At 65.1% G+C, this 23,298-nt stretch carries 22 protein-coding genes; 15 read left to right on the top strand and 7 right to left on the bottom strand.

What is annotated here, in order from left to right; translation table 11 throughout:
- The first annotated feature begins 185 nt into the window (after positions 1 to 185).
- Together ACVIGA_RS24150 and ACVIGA_RS24145 are read left to right on the top strand one after the other, a co-directional pair.
- Complete coding sequence (locus ACVIGA_RS24150; RefSeq protein ID WP_456668251.1) at positions 186 to 776, top strand: class GN sortase; 591 nt, start codon at positions 186 to 188, stop codon at positions 774 to 776.
- 168 nt (positions 777 to 944) lie between these two features.
- Positions 945 to 3,167: an acetate--CoA ligase family protein gene (locus ACVIGA_RS24145; RefSeq protein WP_456668250.1), complete on the top strand. Its 2,223-nt coding sequence runs from the start codon at positions 945 to 947 to the stop codon at positions 3,165 to 3,167.
- A gap of 7 nt (positions 3,168 to 3,174) precedes the next feature.
- Here the strand turns inward: ACVIGA_RS24145 and ACVIGA_RS24140 are convergent, their stop codons facing one another.
- Positions 3,175 to 3,456, bottom strand: coding sequence for a LexA family protein (locus ACVIGA_RS24140; protein ID WP_166106965.1), 282 nt, complete (start codon positions 3,454 to 3,456; stop codon positions 3,175 to 3,177).
- 39 nt (positions 3,457 to 3,495) lie between these two features.
- Between ACVIGA_RS24140 and ACVIGA_RS24135 the strand changes: the two genes are divergently transcribed.
- Positions 3,496 to 4,626 carry an IS630 family transposase gene (locus tag ACVIGA_RS24135; RefSeq protein WP_208067716.1) on the top strand — a complete coding sequence of 377 codons (1,131 nt, stop codon included), beginning with the start codon at positions 3,496 to 3,498 and terminating at the stop codon, positions 4,624 to 4,626.
- 203 nt (positions 4,627 to 4,829) lie between these two features.
- Here the strand turns inward: ACVIGA_RS24135 and ACVIGA_RS24130 are convergent, their stop codons facing one another.
- Positions 4,830 to 5,597, bottom strand: a complete 768-nt coding sequence (locus ACVIGA_RS24130; protein ID WP_456668249.1) for a S1 family peptidase — start codon at positions 5,595 to 5,597, stop codon at positions 4,830 to 4,832.
- A 438-nt stretch (positions 5,598 to 6,035) separates the two neighbouring features.
- Between ACVIGA_RS24130 and ACVIGA_RS24125 the strand changes: the two genes are divergently transcribed.
- The 10 genes from ACVIGA_RS24125 to ACVIGA_RS24080 all read left to right on the top strand — a co-directional run bounded on the left by ACVIGA_RS24125 (position 6,036) and on the right by ACVIGA_RS24080 (position 15,067).
- Complete coding sequence (locus tag ACVIGA_RS24125; protein ID WP_456668248.1) at positions 6,036 to 6,710, top strand: LuxR C-terminal-related transcriptional regulator; 675 nt, start codon at positions 6,036 to 6,038, stop codon at positions 6,708 to 6,710.
- A 351-nt stretch (positions 6,711 to 7,061) separates the two neighbouring features.
- Positions 7,062 to 9,521, top strand: a complete 2,460-nt coding sequence (locus ACVIGA_RS24120; protein WP_456668247.1) for a S8 family serine peptidase — start codon at positions 7,062 to 7,064, stop codon at positions 9,519 to 9,521.
- A gap of 174 nt (positions 9,522 to 9,695) precedes the next feature.
- Entirely contained in the window at positions 9,696 to 9,887 is a 192-nt protein-coding gene (locus tag ACVIGA_RS24115; RefSeq protein WP_029080476.1) for a hypothetical protein, read from the top strand.
- Positions 9,888 to 9,943: 56 nt separating this feature from the next.
- The gene (locus tag ACVIGA_RS24110; protein ID WP_050630159.1) at positions 9,944 to 10,123 is read left to right on the top strand and encodes a hypothetical protein; all 180 of its coding nucleotides are present in this window, start codon (positions 9,944 to 9,946) and stop codon (positions 10,121 to 10,123) included.
- A 141-nt stretch (positions 10,124 to 10,264) separates the two neighbouring features.
- Positions 10,265 to 10,504, top strand: coding sequence for a hypothetical protein (locus tag ACVIGA_RS24105; RefSeq protein WP_456668246.1), 240 nt, complete (start codon positions 10,265 to 10,267; stop codon positions 10,502 to 10,504).
- Between the two features lie 98 nt (positions 10,505 to 10,602).
- On the top strand, positions 10,603 to 11,301 hold the full coding sequence (locus ACVIGA_RS24100) for a methyltransferase family protein (protein WP_456668245.1): 699 nt from the start codon (positions 10,603 to 10,605) through the stop codon (positions 11,299 to 11,301).
- A gap of 155 nt (positions 11,302 to 11,456) precedes the next feature.
- Positions 11,457 to 12,089, top strand: coding sequence for an HAD-IA family hydrolase (locus tag ACVIGA_RS24095; RefSeq protein WP_456668244.1), 633 nt, complete (start codon positions 11,457 to 11,459; stop codon positions 12,087 to 12,089).
- A gap of 173 nt (positions 12,090 to 12,262) precedes the next feature.
- Positions 12,263 to 12,586 (top strand): hypothetical protein, encoded by a 324-nt coding sequence (locus ACVIGA_RS24090; protein WP_223974624.1) that lies wholly within the window; start codon positions 12,263 to 12,265, stop codon positions 12,584 to 12,586.
- 150 nt (positions 12,587 to 12,736) lie between these two features.
- Positions 12,737 to 13,684: an AAA family ATPase gene (locus ACVIGA_RS24085; protein ID WP_456668243.1), complete on the top strand. Its 948-nt coding sequence runs from the start codon at positions 12,737 to 12,739 to the stop codon at positions 13,682 to 13,684.
- Positions 13,685 to 13,690: 6 nt separating this feature from the next.
- Complete coding sequence (locus ACVIGA_RS24080) at positions 13,691 to 15,067, top strand: vWA domain-containing protein (protein ID WP_456668242.1); 1,377 nt, start codon at positions 13,691 to 13,693, stop codon at positions 15,065 to 15,067.
- A 74-nt stretch (positions 15,068 to 15,141) separates the two neighbouring features.
- Here ACVIGA_RS24080 and ACVIGA_RS24075 read toward each other — a convergent pair whose 3' ends face one another.
- A complete protein-coding gene (locus ACVIGA_RS24075; protein ID WP_375778159.1) occupies positions 15,142 to 15,669 on the bottom strand; it encodes a hypothetical protein in 528 nt (175 codons plus the stop codon).
- Positions 15,666 to 15,899 (bottom strand): hypothetical protein, encoded by a 234-nt coding sequence (locus tag ACVIGA_RS24070; protein ID WP_456668241.1) that lies wholly within the window; start codon positions 15,897 to 15,899, stop codon positions 15,666 to 15,668. Before ACVIGA_RS24070 ends, ACVIGA_RS24075 begins: the two co-directional genes overlap by 4 nt.
- Positions 15,900 to 16,003: 104 nt before the next feature.
- On the opposite strand from ACVIGA_RS24070, the gene ACVIGA_RS24065 reads away from it, so the two are divergent.
- On the top strand, positions 16,004 to 17,224 hold the full coding sequence (locus ACVIGA_RS24065; RefSeq protein ID WP_456668240.1) for a T6SS phospholipase effector Tle1-like catalytic domain-containing protein: 1,221 nt from the start codon (positions 16,004 to 16,006) through the stop codon (positions 17,222 to 17,224).
- A 6-nt stretch (positions 17,225 to 17,230) separates the two neighbouring features.
- Here the strand turns inward: ACVIGA_RS24065 and ACVIGA_RS24060 are convergent, their stop codons facing one another.
- From ACVIGA_RS24060 to ACVIGA_RS24050, 3 genes are read right to left on the bottom strand one after another with little or no spacing between them, the layout of a single operon-like run.
- Positions 17,231 to 19,453 (bottom strand): molybdopterin cofactor-binding domain-containing protein, encoded by a 2,223-nt coding sequence (locus tag ACVIGA_RS24060; RefSeq protein WP_456668239.1) that lies wholly within the window; start codon positions 19,451 to 19,453, stop codon positions 17,231 to 17,233.
- The gene (locus ACVIGA_RS24055) at positions 19,450 to 19,941 is read right to left on the bottom strand and encodes a (2Fe-2S)-binding protein (RefSeq protein WP_456668238.1); all 492 of its coding nucleotides are present in this window, start codon (positions 19,939 to 19,941) and stop codon (positions 19,450 to 19,452) included. The genes ACVIGA_RS24060 and ACVIGA_RS24055 overlap by 4 nt, the downstream gene beginning before the upstream one ends.
- A complete protein-coding gene (locus ACVIGA_RS24050; RefSeq protein ID WP_456668237.1) occupies positions 19,938 to 21,281 on the bottom strand; it encodes a c-type cytochrome in 1,344 nt (447 codons plus the stop codon). The genes ACVIGA_RS24055 and ACVIGA_RS24050 overlap by 4 nt, the downstream gene beginning before the upstream one ends.
- 133 nt (positions 21,282 to 21,414) lie before the next feature.
- Here ACVIGA_RS24050 and recQ point away from each other — a divergent pair, with 133 nt between their 5' ends.
- Positions 21,415 to 23,283 carry a DNA helicase RecQ gene (gene recQ / locus ACVIGA_RS24045; RefSeq protein WP_456668236.1) on the top strand — a complete coding sequence of 623 codons (1,869 nt, stop codon included), beginning with the start codon at positions 21,415 to 21,417 and terminating at the stop codon, positions 23,281 to 23,283.
- The last annotated feature ends 15 nt before the right edge of the window (positions 23,284 to 23,298 follow it).

Here is a 23,298-nt window from a genome sequence, read left to right as displayed (position 1 = left end):
ATGAAAGGAGGAGGTGCCCCCCGACCTTCTCTTTCAAGAGCGCGCGCGGCCTTCTCACCCGTCCCCCCGGGGCCGCGCGCGCCACTTTTTCTTCGAGTGTCATTCCGGGGCGATGTGCAGCATCGAACCCGGAATCTCGAGATTCCGGGTTCGCTACGCGCCCCGGAATGACGGAAGGCTCAACAATGCGCCGCTTTATCCTCCCGCTCGCTTTCGCCCTCATCGGCCTGATCCTGTTCGGCCAAGGCGCCTATATCCACGACAAGGCACTGCTCGCGCAGGTGCTGCTGGAGCGCGCTTTCGCAAAGAGCATCGCGACCGGACATCCCGTGAAGCCGTGGCGCTGGGCCGATACCTGGCCCGTCGCCCGGATCGAGGTGAAGCGTCTGCACGCTTCCGCGATTGCGTTGGCCGGCAGCAGCGGCCAGGCGCTGGCGTTCGGTCCCGGCCATGTCGAAGAGACCGTCGATGCCGGCGAGCCGGGCATCGCGGTCTATTCCGCGCATCGCGACACCCATTTCCGCTTTCTCAAGGACGTCACAATCGGTGACGAGATCGACGTCACGAGAAGCGACGGCAAGATTTTTCGCTACCGGGCCGATCGCAGCTCGGTCGTCCGCTTCGATCAATCGGGCATCGTTCCGCTCACCAACCGGTATGAGCTGGTGCTGTCGACCTGCTGGCCGTTCGACGCGCTGACATCCGGCCCCGAGCGTTATCTGTTGCACGCGACCATGATTCAATCGGATTCGAGCCTATCCGACTCAGGTTCCTGATCCGCATCGATTTTGCGCCTGCCGGGATATTGCAAGCGTTGGCCTGACTTGCGCCAGCGTGAGTTGCTACCCCCTTCCATCGGCCATAAAAACAATGAAAAGTCGCATTCTGCGGTGATCCGCCGTGGGCCAGAGGAAACAAGTAGAACAAGGATAAGGGCAGGCTCCATGGAAGCTTTCGCAGGCACCGCGTCACATTCGTCCCGCAAATGGGCACCGCCCGCTGACGCCAGCGACATCGTCAAGAGCATCCACGCGATGCTGCACCCGCGCAACATCGTGCTGGTCGGCGCCACCGACAAGCCCGGCAACTATGCCGAACGGATCTGGAACAATCTCGTCAAATACGAATATGCCGGCGGCCTGTTTCCGATCAACGCCAAGCGCGAAACGATCTGGGGCGTCACCTGCTACAAGGATTTCGCCAGCCTTCCGGAAAAGCCGGACCATGTGTTGGTGCTGGTACCGGCGCGATTCGCCGTGCAAGTGATCCGCGACGCGGCCGCTGCCGGCGCCCGCTCGGCGACCATCGTCACATCCGGCTTCAGCGAGCTACAGGACGAGGAGAGCCAGCGGCTCGCGGAGGAGCTGAAGCAGGCGATCAAGGAGACCGGACTGGCCGTCACCGGTCCGAATTGCCTCGGCAATCTCAGCGCCGGCGAGAACCTGTTCACCAATATCGACGACCGCATCGTCACCATGGAGCCGGGCGCGGTGGCGATCGCCGGCCAATCCGGCGCGATCGTGATGGCGATCCGCCAGGCGCTGGAGGATCGCGGCGTCGGTGTCGGCTACATGGTCACAACCGGCAATGAATCCGGCCTCGAGACCCCGGACCTGATGAGCTATTTCGCCGCCGATCCGAGCATCCGCGTCATCGTGGTCTATCTCGAAGGCGTCAGGAACACAAAGGTGTTCCGCGAAGCTTGCAAGGCCGCGCGCGCTGCGGGCAAGCCTGTCATCGCGCTCAAGCTCGGCGCCTCCGAAGGCGGCCGCGCCGCTGCGATGGCGCACACCGGCGCGCTTGCCGGTTCGATCGAGACGTTCGATGCGATCTCGACCCGCGAAGGCGTGATCCGGGTGCGCGGGCTGGATGAATTGATCGAAACCACCGAGTGTTTCGTCCATGCCGATCCACCGAAGGGCAACCGCCTTGCGGCGGTGTCGCTGTCGGGCGGCAAGCGCGGACTTCTGATCGACGTGTTCTATTCGGTCGGCCTGAATTTCGCGCCGCTGAGCCCGAACGCATCGGAGCAGCTGGCAAAGATGCTCGGGCCCGGCAGCATCGTCGGCAACCCGCTCGATGCCGGCTTCGCCGCGGTGGTCGATCCCTCCGTCTACATGAAATCGATCAAGATCATGATCGACGATCCCGACACCGACATCGTCATCATCGACGCCGAGCTGCCGAAGGCGCCGCATGAGCTGCGCGAGCGCAATCTGAAGATCGTCAACGAGATGGCGGGTCAGGCCAACAAGCCGGTGATCTATATCAGCGCGATGTCGATCGGCTTCACCGAATTCACCAAGGGACTACGCAAGTCGCTGCCCGACATCGCCGTCATGCAGGGCCTCGACCGCGCGGTCGGCGCGATCAAGTCGCTGATCGAATATGCCGGTCTGCGCAAGGAAGTGCCCGACATCGCATCGAGCTCGAAGGCGTCCGCGCGCGCCGTGCTGGAGAAGACGCTGAAGGCCGCCAACGGCGCCGCCGCGCTCGACGAGGTCGCCTCGAAGCAGCTGCTCAAGGCCTATGGCATCCCGATCTCCAAGGAAGACGTCGCGCAGACCGCGGCGGAGGCGGTGAAGATCGCCAAGGCAATCGGCTTCCCGGTGGTCGCCAAAGTTGTGAGCCCCGACATCCTGCACAAGTCGGACATCGGCGGCGTGGTGCTGAACCTCGGCAATGCGGCCGAGGTGAAGAAGGCGTTCAACGACATCACCGCGCGGGTAAAGAAGCTGAAGGGCAAGCCGAAGCTCGAGGGCATCCTGATTGCGCAGCAGGTCAAGGCCGACCTCGAGCTCGTGGTGGGCGCCTCGCTCGATGCCGAGATGGGCCCCGTGGTGCTGTTCGGCACCGGCGGCGTCGATATCGAGCTGCTGAAGGACGTCGCCCTTGCCGGCGCGCCGCTCGACGCCGCCGAGGCGAAAGAGCTGATCGCCAAGACCAAGGCCGGGGTCAAGCTGAAGGGTTACCGCGGCAAGCCGGCGCTGCACGAGCCATCGGCGGTGAAGGCGCTGGTCGGGCTCTCCAACCTGATGGCCGACGCCAATGGCCGCATCGCCTCGATCGACGTCAATCCGTTCCTGATCAACAGCAAGCTCGGCGTCGCCGTCGACGGCCTGATCGTGCTGAACAACGCCGCCGCGAACAAGGCTGCGGGGCACTAGTGGTTCATCACAGTGATTTTGACGTTTTTATTCCGAGCCATTCGAGGATCGGCAAGCTTTCCGGCGGCACGAGAATTTCGATGCTCCTTGGGACGCCGGGTTGACGACGGATGCATCCGTTTCGTTCGAGAGTTACGATCATTTGGTGGACCGAAGGCGGGCTGACGCGGAAGTGGCGCTGGATGTCTTTCTCGGCGGGCGGCTGTCCGAACATGTTGGAATATGTGTAGATGAAAGCGAGGTAGTGCCCCTGCTTCTGGGTGAAGCGCGCGCCTGATTTTTGACTCATGGATCGATTCGTCCCGGCCTTCCGACAAGGAGGCAAAGGATGAATGTCCGTTATCGGGTCGAATTGAGCCAAGCCGAGCGAGACGAACTGACGGCGATGCTCGGCGGCGGCAAGTGCGCCGCCCGCAAGCTCAAGCGGGCGCAGATTTTGCTGGCGGCCGATGGAGGGCGCCGCGACGAGGAGATTGCCCGGACCGTAAGTGTCAGCCTCTCCACCGTCTATCGGACCAAGCGCCGCTTCGTGGAAGGCAATCTGGAGCGGGCCCTGAGCGAGGAGCCGCGTCCAGGGGCGGAACGCAAGCTGACGGGCAAGGAGGAGGCCCTGCTGGTGGCGACCGCATGCGCCAAGCCGCCGGCCGGCCGCAAACGCTGGACGCTGACGCTGCTGGCCAACGCGATGGTCAAGCTCACCGATCACGACAGCTTGTCGGGCGAGACCGTGCGCCGCCGGCTGGCGGAGAACGACCTCAAGCCATGGCGCAGGGACATGTGGTGCATTCCTCATGTCGATGGCGAATACGTCGCCCGCATGGAGGACGTGCTTGACCTCTACGCCGAGAGGCCGGATCCCGCCCGGCCGCTGGTCTGCTTCGACGAGACCCCGGTCCAGCTGATCGGCGAGGTGCACCAGCCGGTCTCCGCCAAGCCCGGACAGCGCGAGCGCTACGATTACGAGTACCGCCGCAATGGCACCGTCAATCTCTTCGTTACCTTCGATCCACATCGGGGGTGGCGCAACGTGAAGGCGACCGAGCGCCGCGCCGCCGTCGACTACGCCCATTGCATGCGTGAACTCGTCGACGTCCATTATCCCGAAGCCGCCTGCATCCGTGTCGTGCAGGACAATCTGTCGATCCATACCGCCGGTGCGCTGTATCAAGCATTTGCGCCCGCCGAAGCCCGGCGCATCCTGCGCCGCCTCGAATTCCACTACACCCCGAAACACGCCAGTTGGCTCAACATGGTTGAGTGCGAGATCAGCGTGCTGCAGCGCCAGTGTCTCGGCCGCCGCATCGACGACCCCAAAAAGCTCCGAAACGAGATCGCGGCATGGCAACGGCAGCGAAACAAGGCGCAAGACCGCATCAAGTGGATGTTCACAACCGACAAAGCCCGCGCCAAACTCCGCCGCGCCTATCCGGCCGTCGTCAAAGAGTCAAAATCACTGTGATGAACCACTAGGTCTCAGCGCACGCCCGGCCCCTCCCCGTCATCCTGAGGAGCGCGTAGCGCGTCTCGAAGGATGCACGGCCCGGCTGGTGGCCGTCGATCCTTCGAGACGCCGCTTCGCGGCTCCTCCAGCGACAAAGGCAAAGCCTTTGCGCGGGGATGACGGTACTATGGGCGCGTCAGCGCTTCGGCCGCACCGCTCAGCTAGAAGCTCGCGCCCCATTGCCGCGCGGTCTGCATCACCCAGTCGCGATAGAGCATGAGCGGCGTCACCCCGGTGATGCCGCCGCAACCGGCGGTCCCGTTCGGGCCGGTGGACCAACTCACCACGCCGACGATGACAGGCCCGCCTTGCTTGTCCTCGAACACGGGCGCACCGGAATCGCCGGTGCAGGCGCCGAGCCCCTCGCGCACGCCCTGCCCGACCGGATCGACGAGACGGATCTGCAGCGTACCGGGCTTGCCGTTCGCAATCAGGCTGATGACACGGATGCTGCCGCCGCTCTTGCCGTCGCCGCGCACCGTGACGCCGACGCCGACGCCGGCGATGGTGAAGCGGCCGCCGACCTGGACCGGAATGTCGGGTATGCCGAGCACGGCCGGCGCCTTGCCTGCAACCGGTAGCGCGAGTTGCAGCACCGCGACATCGGCGGTCGCGACATGATTGGTCATCGCCTGCATCCGAAAGCCGGGATGGATCGCAACCGTCTTGACGTCCTGCAGCTTCGGCTGCCGGTCCGGTCCATAATCGACGATCTTGTAGTCGGCACCGGGCTGCACGCAATGCGCCGCGGTCAGCACGACCTTCGGCGCGATCAGCGCGCCGGTGCAGAAATTGCCGCGCGAGCCGACGATGGTGACGACGGCGCGCGCGACGCCATCGGTCGATGGCGCGCCACCACCGACGATCGCGAAGGCCGGCGTTGCCATCAACAGGGTCAGAAAGGCTGTCGCTCGAAAAACGCTCGTCATGGAATCCTGTCGATTGACATCTGGATTGAGCACATCCGAGGCGCGGCATTGCGTCGCTCACACTCGGCCGAAGAACACGCAATCTTGTACAGAGCACCCGCGCCCACATGCGTCAATTGTCTAAATATCTAGGCGTCGATCACTACGGCGTTGAAGTCGCCACCGGATTTCCTGCTGCCCATGGCGCGCACGCGCTGCGTGTCGCCACCTTGCCGCGATATCCATCACATCGTATCCTGTGCTGCGCTGCCGGCACGGCGTTCGAATGTGAACTGCATCTCTTGATCCCGCGCGTATCAGGGCCGTAATTTCGACCTGATAATAAATACAACCTCTGGCAGCATACCGCATACTTACCTTCATGACTTTCTGGATGCCGGTGCCGTTGACTTATGGACGGCTTTTCATCCGCCATTTCGTTGAGTTTCGAGGATAATCATGAGGATCGCGGTCGTCACGCCGATCAGGCTGTTCAGCGAGGGGCTTACCTCGAGTTTCCAGAACCACGCCGAGTTTGCCGTCGAGGCGGCGGTCGCCGATCTTGCCGGCCTGCGCGCGACCCTCGAGACCAACAGTGTGAGTGTCATTCTGATCGACGTCACACAGGGCATCGATCTTGACGAGGTGCGCGTGATTGCGAGCGAGCATGCGGAGATCGCGCTCGTGGCGCTCGGCCTCAACGAGGACCGGCGCGACGTGGTCCGCTGCGGCCGGGCCGGGTTTAGTGGCTACATTTCCCGGAATGCCAGCTTCGACGAGCTCTGCCGCGCACTGTCGGACGTGGCGTCAGGGCGGCTTGCCTGCAGCGCCGAGATTTCCGGCGGACTGCTGCGCGCGCTGTTTTGCATGGAGCGTCAGACGGATACGATCGAGACGGACCAGGGCCTGACGCGCCGCGAAGGCGAGGTTCTCAGGCTCATCGGGCAAGGCATGTCGAACAAGGAGATCGCGCGCGATCTCAATCTCAGTCTCGCCACCGTCAAGCATCACGTCCATCACGTGCTGCAAAAGCTCGGCCTGCCGCGCCGGGCGCAGGCGATGCGGCGGGTGCGCGAAGCGCCGTGGATCGCATCATCCGCACCGGCTCTCGATCGCCGCCGCGAGCTCGACTGACACCCGCGACCTGAATCCGTATTCGACCGACCGCAGCGCGTGCACGCATTGGTGCGCAGATGCGGCGCGGCTTTGCGCGCGTGCGGGCACGTCACGCGGTGAGATCGATCCCGACTAAACCCTTTGATCGATCCTTCGAGGCGCAGGATCGATCTCATGGATCGGTCGATCCGCATCATCGTCTCGATCCTTTCTGATCCACCGCGGTGAATAGGCCTTTCTCGGCACACCTGCCACAACAGCACCAACGCAGCGACATGCCGCTCTTTTCGTTCGCTGCGCGGTTGCAGATTGCCGTGGAAGACGGATCGGCTGCACGAATATCGCAGCAGACCGTCCAGGATCGATTTCATGAATCCAGTTGCCGACATCGCTGGTCTGACTGCCTTGTGGCAGAGAACGTCGGGTGGCGACCCCGCGGTGAAGATCGCGATCATCGACGGCCCCGTCGATCTCAATCATCCCTCGCTCAGGCAGGCCCGCGTCGCGATGGGCGGCGAGTTCGTCGCGCCGTCTTCATCGATGATCCAGTCCGAGCATGGCACGCACGTCACGAGCGTGCTGATGGGGACACCCGGCAGCCCGGTGCTCGGCGTCGCGCCGAACTGCAGCGCAACCGTGTTCTCGATCTATCGCGAGAATGCCGCCGGGCAGATCGAGCCGTCCTCGCAAAGCACATTGGCGCTCGCGATCAACCAGGCACTGGCCGTGGGCGCCGACATCATCAACATCAGCAGCGGCCAGCAATCCGCGACGGGACAGGCCGATCGCATTCTGGTCGACGCGGTGCGCGCGTGCGAACGCGCCGGAAAGCTGATCGTCGCCGCCGCCGGCAATGATGGCTGCCGCTGCGTCCAGGTGCCGGGCAGCCTCGCTTCGGTGCTTGCGGTCGGCGCGTGCGATCTGGCCGGCAACCCGCTTCCGTTCAGCAATTTCGGCGACGCCTATCTCGAGAACGGCATCCTGGCGCCGGGCGAGAACATCGCCGGCGCCTCGCCGGTCCGCAACGTCAGCCTGCGTTCCGGAACGAGTTACGCCGCGCCGATCGTGACCGGCGTCGTCGCGCTGCTGCTCTCATGCCTGCGCCAGAACGGACGCAAGGCCGATCCGCAAGCCGTCCGTGCCGCGCTGCTCGAAAGCGCGGTGCCCTGCCGCAACGACGGCAGCGCCTCGCGCTGCCTCGCCGGACGGCTCGATATTCCCGCGACTGTCGCCGCCCTGCTTGGCGAGCAGGCGGACGCCGTCATGCCGTCGGGTGCCACGGCCGCGCCTCCCCGCTTCTGGGGAGTATCCGCGCGCCCTTTCGTCCAACCGTCATCCGCCGCTCAGCCAACTGCAACCAGAGAGGGTTCCATGGGAGATCTATCAGCAATGTCTGCACCATCGGCTCCGCGCATATTCGGGCCGGACGGCTCGGTCCTGCGAAACAGCGCCGGGATCATGCCAAGCGAGGCGCAACCCGCCGCGCCGGCGGCACCTGCGGCCATGGCCGTCCCCGTTGATCACGGCGTCGTCGCCGCACCGATCGCAGCGCCCGCGCCTTTTCCGTATCACGCGCCCCATGCGGGCGGCGACATGGTCTGGATACCGGCACCGGCACCGCAGATGGTGATGCCGCCGATGATGATGCCGCAGATGGCGATGCCGACGGCCGGCATGATGCCGCAAACCTGGCTGCAGCCGCAGCAACTGCACGCGCTGATGCCGAGCAATGCGCTTCCCGTCGCAATGCCCCAGGCGCTGCCGATGTACGAAGCACCCGCGGTTCGAGCCAGCGAGAAGAACTGCGGCTGTGGCGGCGGCATGCGTCCGCAGGGCGCGACGGCCGAGTCCACCGGTCAACTCGCCTTCCCGATCGGCCGGCTGTTCTACGATTTCGGAAAGGAAGCCCGCCTCGACTACTTCGTGCAGGCGATCGCCAACTGGCGCGACAGCCTGATCGGACGCGGCGATCCGGCGTTCGGACCGGAGCGCGATCACTCCGGCGATACCTCGGCGCCGTACAATCCGGCGATCATGGCGCGCTATCTGTTGAACCAGGCCGAAGGCGAGACCGCGACGCCGGCCGGCGCAGGCAACAACTTCCCCGACGCCGACGCCATCACCTGGACGATGACGATCGATTCGATCCCGATCTATGCGATCAAGCCGCTCGATGTGTTCGGTCTCGGGTTCTTCGCCGCGCTGATCCTGGCGCTGTGGCATCAGGAAGTCTCGCATGACGACCCCGCGACGACCCGCACCGTGGTGCTGGCGACGGCGGCCGCCGCCGGCGCTGACGCACGACCGATCACACCCCCCGCATTCCCGCCGCGCGGCGGCGTCGCGCGGGTCTCGATGGCCGGTTGGGTCGACAGCACCAACACGACCAAGCTGCTCAACGGCACGGTCGTTCCAACGCTGGTGACCGATTGGCGCGGCTTCTACCAGTGGGATCTCTACACGCTGTTCGGGCCCGACCCGACCACCTGGCCGGACGGCGCCGAGGGCTTCCTCGAGCGGATCTACAATGAATTCCGCAACGTCGGTCTTTCACCGCAGGATCGCGCGCTGAACTACTCGGCGATGAATGCCTACAATACGCGGAAGATCTTCACCGACGTCGCCAAGAAGGGCTTGCGGCTCGACACCGTCGAGGTCGACCAGAGTCTGATCTGCCGTCCGGAATCGATCTGCCACGACGTGACCTACCGCTTCTTCAACCCGACGCAGGTCCTGACCCAGGCGCGCGAAGTCTATCAGTACACGATCGACGTGAGCGACGTGGTGCCGGTGGCGGTCGGCCCGCTGCGGCAGTGGCAGGTCTATTGACGCGATTGCTCCTCTGCGTCCGGAGGAGATCAGAACGTGGCGCGAATTAGCGTCACGTGGTCCAGGGGATCGACGCGATGAGCGATCCCCTGGGCGACGTCCAGCGACGGCTGCCCCGGTCGGTGCCCACCTCCCGTAGTTGCCGTCAATTCAAACCGAAAGAAGGAGCTGAACATGTACGCAAGGAACGACTTTGAGACCTTCGGCAGCGTGCGTAGCCCGATCCAGTGTGAGGGCATCGAGCGCGGTCCGAAGCGGATTGCCGAAGTGGCGACCAACGGTTCGGTCAACCCGCAGGGCTGGCAGGACATCCTCGGTACGGCCGTGCAGGCGCTGCCGGGCGTCCTCGGTGCCTTCGGCATCTGATCGCCAAACTCGGGGCCCGGCGCTGTCGGGCCCCACCCATCCTCGAGGAGGCCGACATGATGCAGAAATCCACCGCCAGGAGCCCACAGCAACAGCAGCAGAACGGTCGCCGGATCGAGCCCTCCGGAAAGATCGTCGTGTCGTCAGTCGTGACCCACGCCTCGCTGCTCGCCGCGATCAGCGACCGCAACCCGATCATCGCCAAACGCACCACATCCGACGAAGACAAGTCCTGACGTCGTCGTCATCACCGAACCAATGGAGCCGATGCCATGGCAAGACCGCCCCGCAAATCCGGATCCGACAGCACAGCCTCCTCTCCGCCGCCGGCGGAAGCAGCATCCGCAGCGTCAAGCATTGCTGATGCGCGGCGTCCGTTGGAGGCAGCTGTTGTTGCCCGTCCGAAGATCGCCACCACGCCCGCCCCGCCGACAACGTCGGCCTACATGGCGCCGCCGCAGGGCCCCGGTGCTCCGCAGCAGATGCGCCATGATGGCTCGCCGCATTCGGAGGCGCGGCTCAATACTGCGATGAAGATCCTGCTCGATCCCGCAGCCCGCGCGCTGCCAAGCAAGGTCTATTCCGGACAGGCACGAAACTGGACCCGCAGACCGTAACCCAGCCTGCGCACTGAGCGGCGCTTCGATCCGCTACCCGGACATGCAACGGCCGCCCGATCCGGCGGCGCGGCCGTTGCCGCTCGTCGGAGAGAGACATGAACCAGAACGGCAATCCCAACAGCAATCCCCCTCGCATCAATCTGCGCCGCGCCGCCTGTACATTCGTCGGCCTCGGGACACTCCTGTTTCTTGCGGCCGGCACCATGCGATGGGCCGGCGGCTGGATGTTCCTGCTCGAGATCACGATCGGCGGTCTGATCACGGAGGCATGGCTCGCAAGGCACGATCCGGGATTGCTGGCGGAGCGCCGCACCGCGCGCGGCCAGGCCGGGTGGGATCGCGTCATCACGACGATCATGCCGCTGTTGTGGCTGACATGGCTACCGCTGATGGCGCTCGACGCGATGCGCTACCAGACATCGTTCGTCCCGTTCTGGCTGCAATGCGCCGGCGCGGTGATGATCGCCGCCTCGTTCTACATCGTCTACCGGACCTACCGCGAAAACAGCTACGCCGCCCCGGTCGTGAAGATCCAGCGCGAGCGCGGGCATGCTGCGGTGACGACGGGGCCGTACGCCTATGTGCGGCATCCGATCTATGCCAGCGGCCTGTTGACCTATGTCGGCACGCCGCTGCTGCTCGCATCCTGGTATGGCCTTGGCATCGTGCCTGTCATGGCGGCGCTGCTCGGCTTGAGGTCGATGATGGAGGAGCGGATGCTCGCCGCCGAACTCGACGGCTACGCCGAATATCTCGGCCGCGTGCGTTACCGCCTGGTTCCGATGGTCTGGTGAGCCCGTTCCGTATGGCGGAGTTTGCCGCGAACTGGCGGCTTGCCTGATCCGCGGCAATTCCAATAAAGAAGGCTGAACGCGCGTTTCCCTGTCTTCGGCCAAAACGGCCGGACGACCCGAGGCGAAGCCGCCGCTTTGCAACGGGCAGGACATCGATGATCGAGGCAGTGATCTGGGATTTCGGCGGCGTCTTGACCACCTCGCCGTTCGAGGCCTTCGCGCGCTACGAGACCGAGCGCGGCCTGCCGGTCGACATCATCCGCCGCACCAACGCCGCCAACCATCTCGAGAACGCCTGGGCCAAGTTCGAGCGCGCCGAGATCGGGATCGATGCGTTCGACGAGTTGTTTGCCACTGAATCGAAGGCGCTCGGCGCCGAGGTGCGCGGCAAGGACGTGTTGCCGCTGCTCTCCGGCGACCTGCGCCCCGAAATAGTCGAGGCGCTGAAACGCATCAAGGCGAAATTCAAGACCGGCTGCATCACCAACAATCTGCCGTCGAACGCAATCGGCAGCCACAGCGGACGCACGCTCTATGTCGCGGAAGTCATGGCGCTGTTCGACCATGTCATCGAGTCCGCAAAGATCGGCCTGCGCAAGCCCGACCCGCGCATCTACCAGATGATGGTGGAGACGCTGCAGGTGAATCCGAAGAACTGCGTCTATCTCGACGATCTCGGCGTCAACTTGAAGCCGGCGCGCGAGATGGGCATGACCACGATCAAGGTCGCGAACGCCGCTCAGGCGATCTCCGAGCTCGAAGCCGCGACCGGCCTCACGCTGAGGTGAAGCGGCCCCGCCGCATATTCACTCCACATTCAGGCAGCAGTCTCTAATTCTCAGCCTCCCCTGGATCACGGCGCGACCACGATATCGCATCGTGATCCCTTACCTGGTCTGAGCATGGCGTTCCGGAAAAGCCGACCTCGCTTCTCCGGATCATGCCCGCGGAGGTACATCGCATGAAACGTCCCGTCGTCGCCTTGGTCTCGGCTGGTTCGCTGCTGGTCTCGGTCGCAGCGTTCGCGCAATCAACCTCAACCCCCGCACCGGCCGCAGCGCCGGCGGCAGCTCCCGCGCAAGAGAGCACGTCGGCGGCGGTGCCCGTGCCTGGCGCGAAGCGCGCGGCCTGCCAGAGCGCGGCGAAGGCGCTGAAGGGTCAGGATCGGCACGATCAGATGCAGCTCTGTATGGCGCAGGCGCATCTCGACTGCCTGAAGCAGGCAATCGACCAGAAGATCACAGGCCCGCAGCGCAAGGATTTCGTGAAGAGCTGCGCGGGCTAGAGGTTGCTGCCGCCGGGGTATTGCGCTCGGCGGAAATACCCCGGAACCATGCGCTAACTCCATGCCTTTGCGGGCCAAACGAGCCTTGTGCTTTGCCCGCAACGGGAGCAGAACAGGTCCGAGTTCAAGGCAAATTCGGAGCTGATCCTCGTGGCTGACACCAGGCCCACCGCCTCGATCGAGGCCGTGGAAAGCGGCCTCGCCGCGCAAGGCTATATTGCGAGCCGGCAGATCGCGACCGCGGTTTATCTGTCGCAGCAGATCGAGAAGCCGATCCTGGTCGAAGGCCCTGCCGGCGTCGGCAAGACCGAGCTTGCGAAGGCGATCGCCGCTTGGCGCGGCCTGAAGATGATCCGCCTGCAGTGCTATGAGGGCCTCGACGAGGCCAAGGCGCTGTACGAGTGGAAATACGCCAAGCAGCTGCTCTACACCCAGATCCTGAAGGACAAGCTCGGCGAGGTGCTCGGCGGCGCGCAGACGCTGGCCGCCGCGCTCGACCAGCTCCACACTTTCGGCGACGTGTTCTTCTCCAAGGAATTCGTCGAGCCGCGGCCGCTGTTGCAGGCGCTGGAGCAGCCGGCCGGCTGCGTGCTCCTGATCGACGAGATCGACAAGTCGGATGCCGAATTCGAATCGCTGCTGCTGGAAATCCTCTCGGACTTCCAGGTCACGATCCCCGAGCTCGGCACCGTCTCCGCGGTGGCGCCGCCGACCGTGATCCTGACCTCGAACAGCGAACGTGATCTCGGCGATGCCTTGAAGCGGCGCTGCCTGCATCTGCATATCGGCTTCCCCGAGCAGAGGTTGGAAGAGCGCATCGTCGAGAGCCGGGTGCCCGGCATCTCGCAGACATTGCGCAAGCAGATGGTCGGCTTCATCCACGAGATCCGCTCGCTGGACCTGAAGAAGCTGCCCTCGGTCAGCGAGGCGATCGACTGGGCGCGCGTGCTGGTGCTGCTGCAGGCGAGCGAGCTCGACACCGAGATCGTCAAGGACACGCTCAACGTGCTCCTGAAATACGAGGCCGACATCGAGGCCGCGACGCCGCAGATTTCGTCCTTCATCGCCAAGGCGTCGCGCCAGGGCGTATTCAGCTAAATCAACATGCGTGAGAACCTGCATCGCTTCTTTCGTGCGGCGCGGGGAGCCGGGGTCCGGGTCTCGCCCGCCGAAAGCATCGATGCGATGCGGGCGGTCGCCCAGGTCGGCTTTGCCGACCGCGACATCCTGCGCGACACGTTCCTGCTGACGCTTGCCAAGACGCAGGACGAGAAGCGCTCGCTCGGCGAATGCTTTGACCTGTTCTTCAGCCAGCCCGAGCCGCAGCAGGAAAGGGCCGAGCAGGACAAGACCGAGGACAACAGTGAATCCGGCGCCAACCCGTCGGCCGATGAGCATGGCGATGCGGCAGGCGGCGCCGCCAACGAGAATGTCGGGCCGCTGGCGCAGATGCTGCTGTCGCAGGATCGCTCCGCGATATCGACGGCGATCGCCAATGCCTCCGGCGCCGCCTCGCTGCCCGATATCCGCTACTTCACCCAGCGCGGCATCTTCCAGACCCGCATCCTCGATGCGATGGGCATCCAGCGCCTGCGCGACGACATCGACGAACAGACCACGCGCAATCCCGCGCTTGCCGAGCGGCTGCAGGAGGCGCTCAACGGCCTGCGTGGCACGGTTCGCGACACGGTCTCGCAAGCCCTGCTGCTCTACGGGCGCGAAGAGACCGAAAACCTGCGCAACGAGATCCTGCGCAACGCGCCGCTAGCGCGGATCGAGCCGCGCCAGGTCGAGCAGATGCGTGCGCTGATCCGACAGATCGCACGCCGGCTGCGCGAGCGCTATTCCAAGCCGCGCAAGCGCCAGCGCCGCGGTCATCTCGACGTCCGCCGCACGCTGCGTCGGAACGCGGCCTGGGGCGGCGTGCCGTTCCTCACCGCGTGGAAGCGCAAGCATCGCGACCGGCCGAAGATCATAGCGTTATGCGACGTCTCGGGATCGGTCGCCCGCGTCTCGGACTTCTTCCTGCTTTTGATCCACAGCCTGCACGAGGTCGTCGACGACGTCCGCTCGTTCGCCTTCTCGGGCCATCTGATCGAGGTCAGCGACATCCTGGAATCCAATTCGCCGGAAGAAGCGATGAAGGAGATCATGTCCAAGGTCGGCTTCGGCTCGTCCGATTACGGCAATTCCTTCGCCGATTTCGAGGACAATTGGATGAGCGCGATCACGCCGCAGACCACGGTGATCGTGCTCGGCGACGCCCGCAGCAACAATCTCGATCCGCGCGCCGACATCCTGCGCCGCATCGGCGAGCGTTCAAAGCGACTGGTATGGCTCAACCCTGAAGGCCGCATGGTCTGGGGCTTTGGCGATTCCGAGATGCCTCGCTACGCGACCTTCTGCACCGTGGTGCGACAGTGCGCGACCGCGCAGCAGCTCGAGCGCGCCGTCTCCGACATCGTCGCGACGTATCAGTAGATCGCCAGCGCTTTAGAGCGGTTTCGAGTGAAGTGGACACCGGTTCGCGTGAAGAAAACGCGTCAAACAAAAATCTAGAGGCGAAGCGAGTCGCTGTGAAACAGCCATGCGACGAGCGCGACCAGCGTCAGCGCGATCGAGGCAGAGATGCTGACGAGCTTGATCGTCGTGATCGCCTTCAGCATCGAGACGGCCCGTGCCGCCGCATGCGGATCGCCGTGCAGCAACAGCCAGGCCAGCAAGCAATCCTCGATCAGGTCGCTGAGCAGATACACCGCCGGTACGACCAGGCCGAGCCACGCTGCGGTCGGATAGATCTGGTTCAGCCAGAATGATGACGCCGCGCCCATTGCGCCCGCCAGCGCCAGCATGACGACGAGATCGAGCGGGAACAGGATCGGGAAGACATACTTCATCCGCAGATCGGACTGCACCAGCTCGCCGAGCTGATCGCCGGTGTAGCTCAGCGTTTTCTCCGGAAAGCGAGTGCGGAATCTGCCCACGAAAACGCGATCGGAATAGCTGCCGACCCACCAGAACAGTCCGAACGCACTCACCACCAATCCCGCCAGAATGACCGTCACGAGAGCTTGGTGGCTCATGCCGATCCGTTCCGGTCCAGGCTGAGGAAGCTGCGAAAGGCGGCAGGCAAGATGATCGCGCGCACCGGCGAAATCCCTGAAGGCCAGAAAAATATCGACGCAATATCGCAATGACTGGCGGCGAGATTTCCACCTTTTCCAAAGTGTTGCAATTGAATTCTGCCGATCGCCGTGGAGTGCGAGCACACGAGCCCGATGCCGGCCGCAGGCGCCAGAACGACAGTCGGCATTCATGCCGCGTACATAGAACCGTCTTCAATTGAAGATTGAATCTTCCCCGTGTTCTGCCGTACATAGAGATCACGAATTTTCACGGCGGCCGCGGGGGCAACGGATGCCGAAGGATATTGTGATTTGTTGCGACGGCACCGGCAACGAGATCGGCGCCAATATTTCCAACGTCCTGAAGCTGTTTCGCGTCGCCGACAAGGACGACCGGCAGCGCATCTACTATCACCCGGGTCTCGGCACGATCGGCCTGCAGAACAGCTGGGGCCGCTTCAAGCAGGAGGTACGCGGCCTGTTCGGACTGGCCTTCGGCGCCGGCCTCGACGAGGACACGCTCGGCGCCTACCGGTTTCTGTGTCGGCTCTGGGAGCCCGGCGACCGGGTCTGGATGTTCGGTTTCAGCCGTGGCGCCTACACGGCGCGTACGCTGGCGGCCTTCGTCCATGTCATGGGCCTGTTGCCGGTCGACCAGCTCGACCTCGCCGGCTACGCCTTCGGCACCTACAAGAAGGCCAGCTCCGACGCCCAGAAGTCCGACGGGACGTTTGACCCTGCCCCGCTGAAGGAAGCCTGGCACTTCAGCCAGATCGCCGGCGGGCGCAACATCGACATCGAGTTCGTCGGGGTCTGGGATACCGTGGCCTCGATCATCGTGCCGCGGCAGGACAACTTCCTGTTCGATCTCCAGACGCTGCTGTTTACCCGCACCAACTCCAGTGTCAGACGATTTCGCCAGGCGATCTCGATTGACGAACGCAGGCGCATGTTCCGCCTCAACCGCTGGATCGAGCCGCAGAAGTTCCGCTCCGATCCGTTCGATCCGGCGACCGAGGTGGAGCAGGACATTCGCCAGGTCTGGTTCGCCGGCGTGCACTCCGACGTCGGCGGCGGCTATCCCGAGGACCAGAGCGGGCCGTCAAAATTTCCGCTGATCTGGATGCTCGAGCAGGCCAGGTCCGCCGGGCTGCACATGGATCAGGCGCTGATCGATCATCTCGCCTGGGGCATGCCGCTGCCGCCGCACAAGCACGACTACGTGCCGCCGAGCGCGACGGCTCCGCTGCACAATTCGCTGACCGCCGCCTGGGAAATCCTGGAATGGATTCCGAAGAGCGACAAATGGAAGGAATGGCCGGAACGGAAGTCCTTCCTCGGCTTCTACCTGCCGCGCGGCGAGCCGCGGCCAATTCCGGAAGGCGCGACCATCCATAGCTCGGTGATTGAGCGCATGGATAAAGACTCGACCTACAAGCCGATCAACCTGCCAAAAACCTACAAGGTCGAGCCAATGACGCCACCACCGGCGCCGCCCGCTCCGTCGGCCTGACAGATTTTACGCGTCGATCGCGTCCTTGATCCGCTTGCAACTGAGCGGCAGGTCGCGCAGCCGCTTGCCGGTCGCGCGCGCAATGGCATTGGCGAGCGACGCAGCGGCCGGGCCCTGCCCGGTCTCGCCGCTGCCGAGGAACGGCTGGCCCGGGCGGTTGATGATGTGGACGGCGATGCTGTCGGGCACGGCATTGAAGCGCAGGATCGGGTAGGTCTGCCAGTCGATGCTGGTGATCCTTGCTTCATCGAAGGTGACGCTCTCATAGAGCGTCCAGCTCGCCGACTGCACGATCGCGCCCTCGACCTGATTGGCGATGCCGTCCGGATTGACGACCTGGCCGGCATCGACAGCAGCGACCGCGCGCACCAGCCGGGCTCGGCCGGTCTCGCGATCGACCTCCACCTCTGTCGCAATGGCGCAATAGGCGGCGAGGTTCTTGTAGCGCGCGAACGCAAAGCCATAGCCGCGATTCTGCGGCGCCCGCTCGCCGGGCGTCCAGCCGAACTCCTGGGCAGCCTTCTCGACCACCGCGCGGCCGCGCGCATCGTCGAGATGCTGCAAGCGAAACGCGACCGGGTCGGCGCCGGCGAGATCGGCCAGCTCGTCCATAAAGCTCTCGATCGAAAACACATTGTGATAAGCGCCGAGCGCGCGCATCGCCGAGATCCGCAGTGGCATCGCGGGAATGAAGTGATGCATCACATGCGCGTTCGGGAAATTGTAGATCGGGATCGCGTTGCGATCGCCGCCGCCTTCCGGCAGCGGCAAAGGTTTGGGCGCAGGCACCGCGAACGAGCGCGCGATGTGCTGGGCCGCAAGCAGCGAGCCCGCGCCGCCCGGCCGCATCGAATGCGTGTTGCTCCACACCGCAAAATTCCAGTCGGCGATCTTGCCGTCGGCCGTGAGCGAGGCGCTCAGCCTGGTCACCATGGCCGGGCCATACGGCTCCCAGCCGTGCTCCTGCTCGCGCATCCACTGCACCCGGACCGGGCGGCCGGGCAGCGCGCGGGCAATCAGCGCAGCGTCGGCCGCGGCATCGTCGGCGCCGTTATGGCCGTAGCATCCGGAGCCTTCGACATGGATCAGGCGGACGTTCGACTGCGGCATGCCGAGCATCTCGGCGATAGCCTGCCGATCGGGATAGACGCCTTGCGTATGCGTCCACACCGTCATCGCGTCATCGACGAGCTGCGCGACCGCGCAGGACGGCCCGATCGAGCCATGCGACTGGTAGGGCCGCGTGTAAGTGGCCTCGAGCGATTTCGTGCCGCTCACCGCGGGATCGGAGCGTTCGAAAATTGCAAAGTCCTGGGACGGCAGCGCGGTCAGCACGTCAGCCAGATCCCGCTGGTTCGGCAGGTTCGCGCTCTCCCGCCATTTCGCCGCGGCTGACAGCGCGTGCATGGCCTTGACCGCGGCAAACTCCCTCTCCGCCACCACGGCGAGGAAATTGCCGTCGCGCACGATTCCGACCACGCCGGGCATTTTCTCGATCGCGGCCGTATCGCATTCGATCAGCTGCGCGCCGTAGCTCGGCGGACGCACCACGCGCGCATGAACCATGCCGGGAAGCCGCATGTCCTGCACATAGGCGGCGCCGCCGGTAACCTTGGCCGGAATATCGACGCGCGGCACCGGCTGGCCCATCACCTTGAAACTCGCCGGATCCTTCAGGCGCGACGTCGGCTGCGCCTCGACATGCAGCATGTCCGAGGCGACGAGCTCGCCATAACCCAGACGCCGGCCGTCGGGGGCGACCACCGTCGCATTCTCGGTCCGCAAACTATCGGGCGGCAGGTCGAACCGCCTGGCCGCTTCCGCAACCAGCAGCGCACGCGCCTGCGCCGCGGCGTGCAGGATCGCGGTGCCGCTGTCCTGCATCGAATGGCTACCGGAGGTGTAGCCTTCGTTCGCCGTGAGTTTTGTATCGGCCGTGATCACCTTCACCGCCTCGAAGGGAATATCGAGCTGCTCGGCCGCGATCTGCTGGAATGCGGTCCGGAAGCCCTGGCCGAGCTCGGCCTTGCCCGTGAAGGCTGTGATCCGGCCATCGGCATCGATCCGGACCCAGGAATCCAGATTGGGCGAGGTCGCGAGACTGCCCGGCAGCTTCGGGCCTTGAGTCTTCTGCTCCTGCGCCACTGCATGGCGGAACGAGAAGCTGACGATCAGCGCGCCGCTGCCGGCCAGCACGCTGCGGCGATCGAGCACCACCGGCGCAGTCATCGCACGCTCCTGTCGCTTGCGGCGTCGGCCGTATCCATCAGCCTCGCGGCGCGATGCACCGCGCGGAGAATCCGCATGTGGGTGCCGCAGCGGCAGAGATTGGGCTCCAGCTCCGCGCGGATCTGTGCATCCGATGGCTTCGGGTTGCGCATCAGGAGCGCCTGCGCCCGCATCATCATCCCGGCGATGCAGTAGCCGCACTGCGCCGCCTGCTCCTCCATGAAGGCGCGCTGGATCGGCGCCGGCGCGGCCACGGTGCCGAGCCCTTCGAGCGTCGTCACCTGCTTGCCCTCGACGAGCAGCAGCGGCGTGACGCAGGACAGCACTGCCTTGCCGTCGACGATCACGGTGCAGGCGCCGCATTGCCCGAGCCCGCAGCCGAACTTGGCGGCATTGAGTGCGAGATCGTTGCGCAGCACATAGAGCAGCGGCGTATCCGGATCGGCATCGACCTGATGATCCCGGCCATTGACCTTCAATGTCGTCATGGCGTGCCTCGTTGTCTGGAGTCCGCAGGCGCGTCGCGCGCCGCAAGCGACGTGGCCTGCACCGCGCGCGCGTCGCGCACGGCCTTGTCGAGATCGTTCCACGCCGGCCGCTTGCCGAAGCGGGTGCGCAGATAGTTCGCGAGCGCAACCATCTGCGCGTCGTCGATGCTGGCCGCGCAGCCCGGCATGATCGGGCTGCGCTCGCCCGCGACGGCACCGATGCCCGCCAGCACGATGTTGACGAGGTTGCGCGGATCGGGGCCTGCGATCGCCGTGCTGAGCGCAAGATTGACGCCGCCATAGGGCAGCGCCCGATTGCCTTCATGGCAGGCTGCGCAGGCCGCAGCATAGATCGCCGCGCCCGCGGCGTTGGCTTGCGCTGCGTCCACTGATGCCGATTGCGCCATGGCATCAGCGGGCTGTTTGCGATCCGGCACCGGCGCACCCGAGATATCGGCCATGTATACGGCGATGGCGCGCACGTCGCTGTCGGCGACATCAGCCAGATTGCCGACCACTTCAGCCATCGGGCCACGGGCGGTGCCGTGATCGCTGTGCCAGCCGCGGCGCAGATAGGCGTACAGCGCGTCAGCCGTCCACCGCACCGGGGCGTGCGAGGCGTCGTTCAGCGCATAGGCGTGCCAATTGTCGACCTCGCCGCCGGAGAACTGCGCATTCACCCGCTCGGCGCCGAGCGCGTTGCGCGGCGTGTGGCAGGCGCCGCAATGCGCGAGCCCCTCGACCAGATAGGCGCCGCGGTTCCATTCCGCGCCATTGGCCGAATCGGAAGGAACGTCGCCGCTGCGCAGATACAACAACTTCCACCCGGCAATCAGCGGCCGATGGTTCAACGGAAACGCCAGCTGATTCGCCGGCGGCGACGCATGCACCGGCTGTCGCGTCATCAGGAACGCGTAGAGCGCCCGGTCGTCCGCATCGGAGACATTGGTGAAATGGTCATAGGGAAAGGTCGGGTAGAGATGCCGGCCGTCGCGGGCGACGCCCGAGCGCATCGCGCGGACGAACGCCTCCTCCGGCCAGCCGCCGATGCCGGTCTCGACATCCGGTGTGATGTTCGACGAGAAGATGGTGCCGAACGGCGTCGGAACCGGAAGCCCGCCGGCATAGTTCCCACCGCCCTGCACGGTATGACAGGTGTTGCAATTGCCGATCGCCGCGAGATCACGGCCGCGCTTGACGATATCAGGATCGAACGTATCGGCCCGCGGCGGGGCAATCGCCGCGATCTGTGGCCGCCAGGCGACCGCAGCGCCCACGGCTGCGCCGGCGACCAGCACGATCGCAGCAATGCCTGTGATGATCCGCAGCTGGCCGGCCATGCGTGAATTGAGTTTGTTGTTGGGACGTGTATTAACACGTTTCGTTCCGGTATCGTTCGGCCAGAAGACCTCGATCACCGCCTGTTGACCCCAGGGAAATCCGGGGGAATCCCAAGGGATCAAGCAAGGGATCATGACCGCCCAGCCCGCCCTCGATCATGCATCCGCTCCGCCCCGCGACGCGCGATCCGTGCTCAGTTCCGTGTTCGGCCTGTCGGGCTTCCGCGGCGCGCAGGAAAAGATCGTCCGCCACGTCACCGATGGTGGCAATTGCCTGGTGCTGATGCCGACGGGCGGCGGCAAGTCGCTGTGCTATCAGCTGCCGTCGCTGCTGCGCGATGGCTGCGGCATCGTGGTGTCGCCCTTGATCGCGCTGATGCGCGACCAGGTCGCGGGTCTCACCGAGGCCGGCGTCAACGCTGCGGTTTTGAATTCGACGCTGTCCTATCAGGAAGCATCCGAAGTCGAGCGGCGGCTGCTCGCCGGCGATCTCGATTTGCTATATGTCGCGCCGGAACGGCTGCTGACGCCGCGCTGCCTCAATCTACTCAGCCAGGCGCAGATCGCACTGTTTGCGATCGACGAGGCGCATTGCGTCTCGCAATGGGGCCATGACTTCCGCCCGGAATATATCGGCCTGTCTGCGCTCACCGAGCGCTTCCCCAAGGTGCCGCGCATCGCGCTGACGGCGACCGCGGACGCGCTGACGCGGAAGGAAATCGCCGAACGGCTGTCGCTCACCGACGCGCCGGAGTTCATCGCAAGCTTCGATCGCCCCAACATCCGCTACGAGATCGTCGACAAACAGAACGCCACCACGCAGCTGAAGAACTTCATCAAGGAGCGGCATGCCGGCGACGCCGGCGTGGTCTATTGCCTGTCGCGCGCCAAGGTCGAGGACGTTGCCGCATCGCTCAGCGAGGCCGGCATTCCCGCGCTGCCCTATCACGCCGGGCTCGACGCCAGCGTGCGCGCCCGGAATCAGGACCGCTTCCTCAATGAGGACGGCATCGTGATCGTCGCCACGATCGCGTTCGGCATGGGCATCGACAAGCCGGACGTGCGCTTCGTCGCGCATCTCGATTTGCCGAAGAGCATCGAGGCCTACTACCAGGAGACCGGACGCGCCGGGCGCGACGGCAAGCCGTCGGCCGCCTGGATGGCCTATGGCCTCTCCGATATCGTGCAGCAGCGCCGCATGATCGACGAATCGACCGGCTCGGACGCCTTCAAGCGCGTCTCGATCGGCAAGCTCGACGCGCTGGTTGCGCTCGCCGAGACCGTGCATTGCCGGCGGCAGCGCCTGCTCGGCTATTTCGGCGAGACCCGCACCGACGAAAGCTGCGGCAATTGCGACAACTGCCTGACGCCGCCGCGGGTCCGCGACGGCAAGGTGCTCGCGCAGAAGCTGTTGTCCTGCGCGTATCGCACCGGGCAACGGTTTGGCGCCATGCACCTGATCGACGTGCTGGTCGGGCGGCTGACCGAACGCGTCAAGCAGTTCAACCACGACCAATTGTCGGTGTTCGGCATCGGCCGCGAGCTCAACGAGAAGCAGTGGCGCGCGGTGCTGCGCCAGCTGGTGGCGATGGGCCATCTGCGCGCCGACAGCGACGCCTTCGGCGCGCTGAAGCTCACCGATAGCGCCCGCGGCGTGCTGAAGGGCGAGACCGCAGTGATGCTGCGCGAGCAACCGGAAGGCGCGCGCAACCGCGCGGTGCGCGGCAAGTCGCGCCGCGGCGAGCTCGCGCAGGCCGCCGACAGCCCGGGCGGGATCGCCAGCCCCGCGCTGCATGCTGCCTTGCGCGCCTGGCGCTCGGAGGTCGCGCGGCAGCGCGGCGTGCCGGCCTATGTGGTGCTGCACGATTCGACCATCGACGGCATCGCCGCGATGCGTCCGGATACGCTGGACGAGCTGCGCAACATCGCCGGGATCGGCGACAAGAAGCTCGAGCATTACGGCGACGAGCTGATCCGGATCGTGAAGGTCAACGACGACTGAACAATCGGCGTCGGC

The organism is Bradyrhizobium sp. USDA 3240 (assembly GCF_054063295.1).
This window is presented reverse-complemented; position numbering and strand designations above follow the sequence as displayed.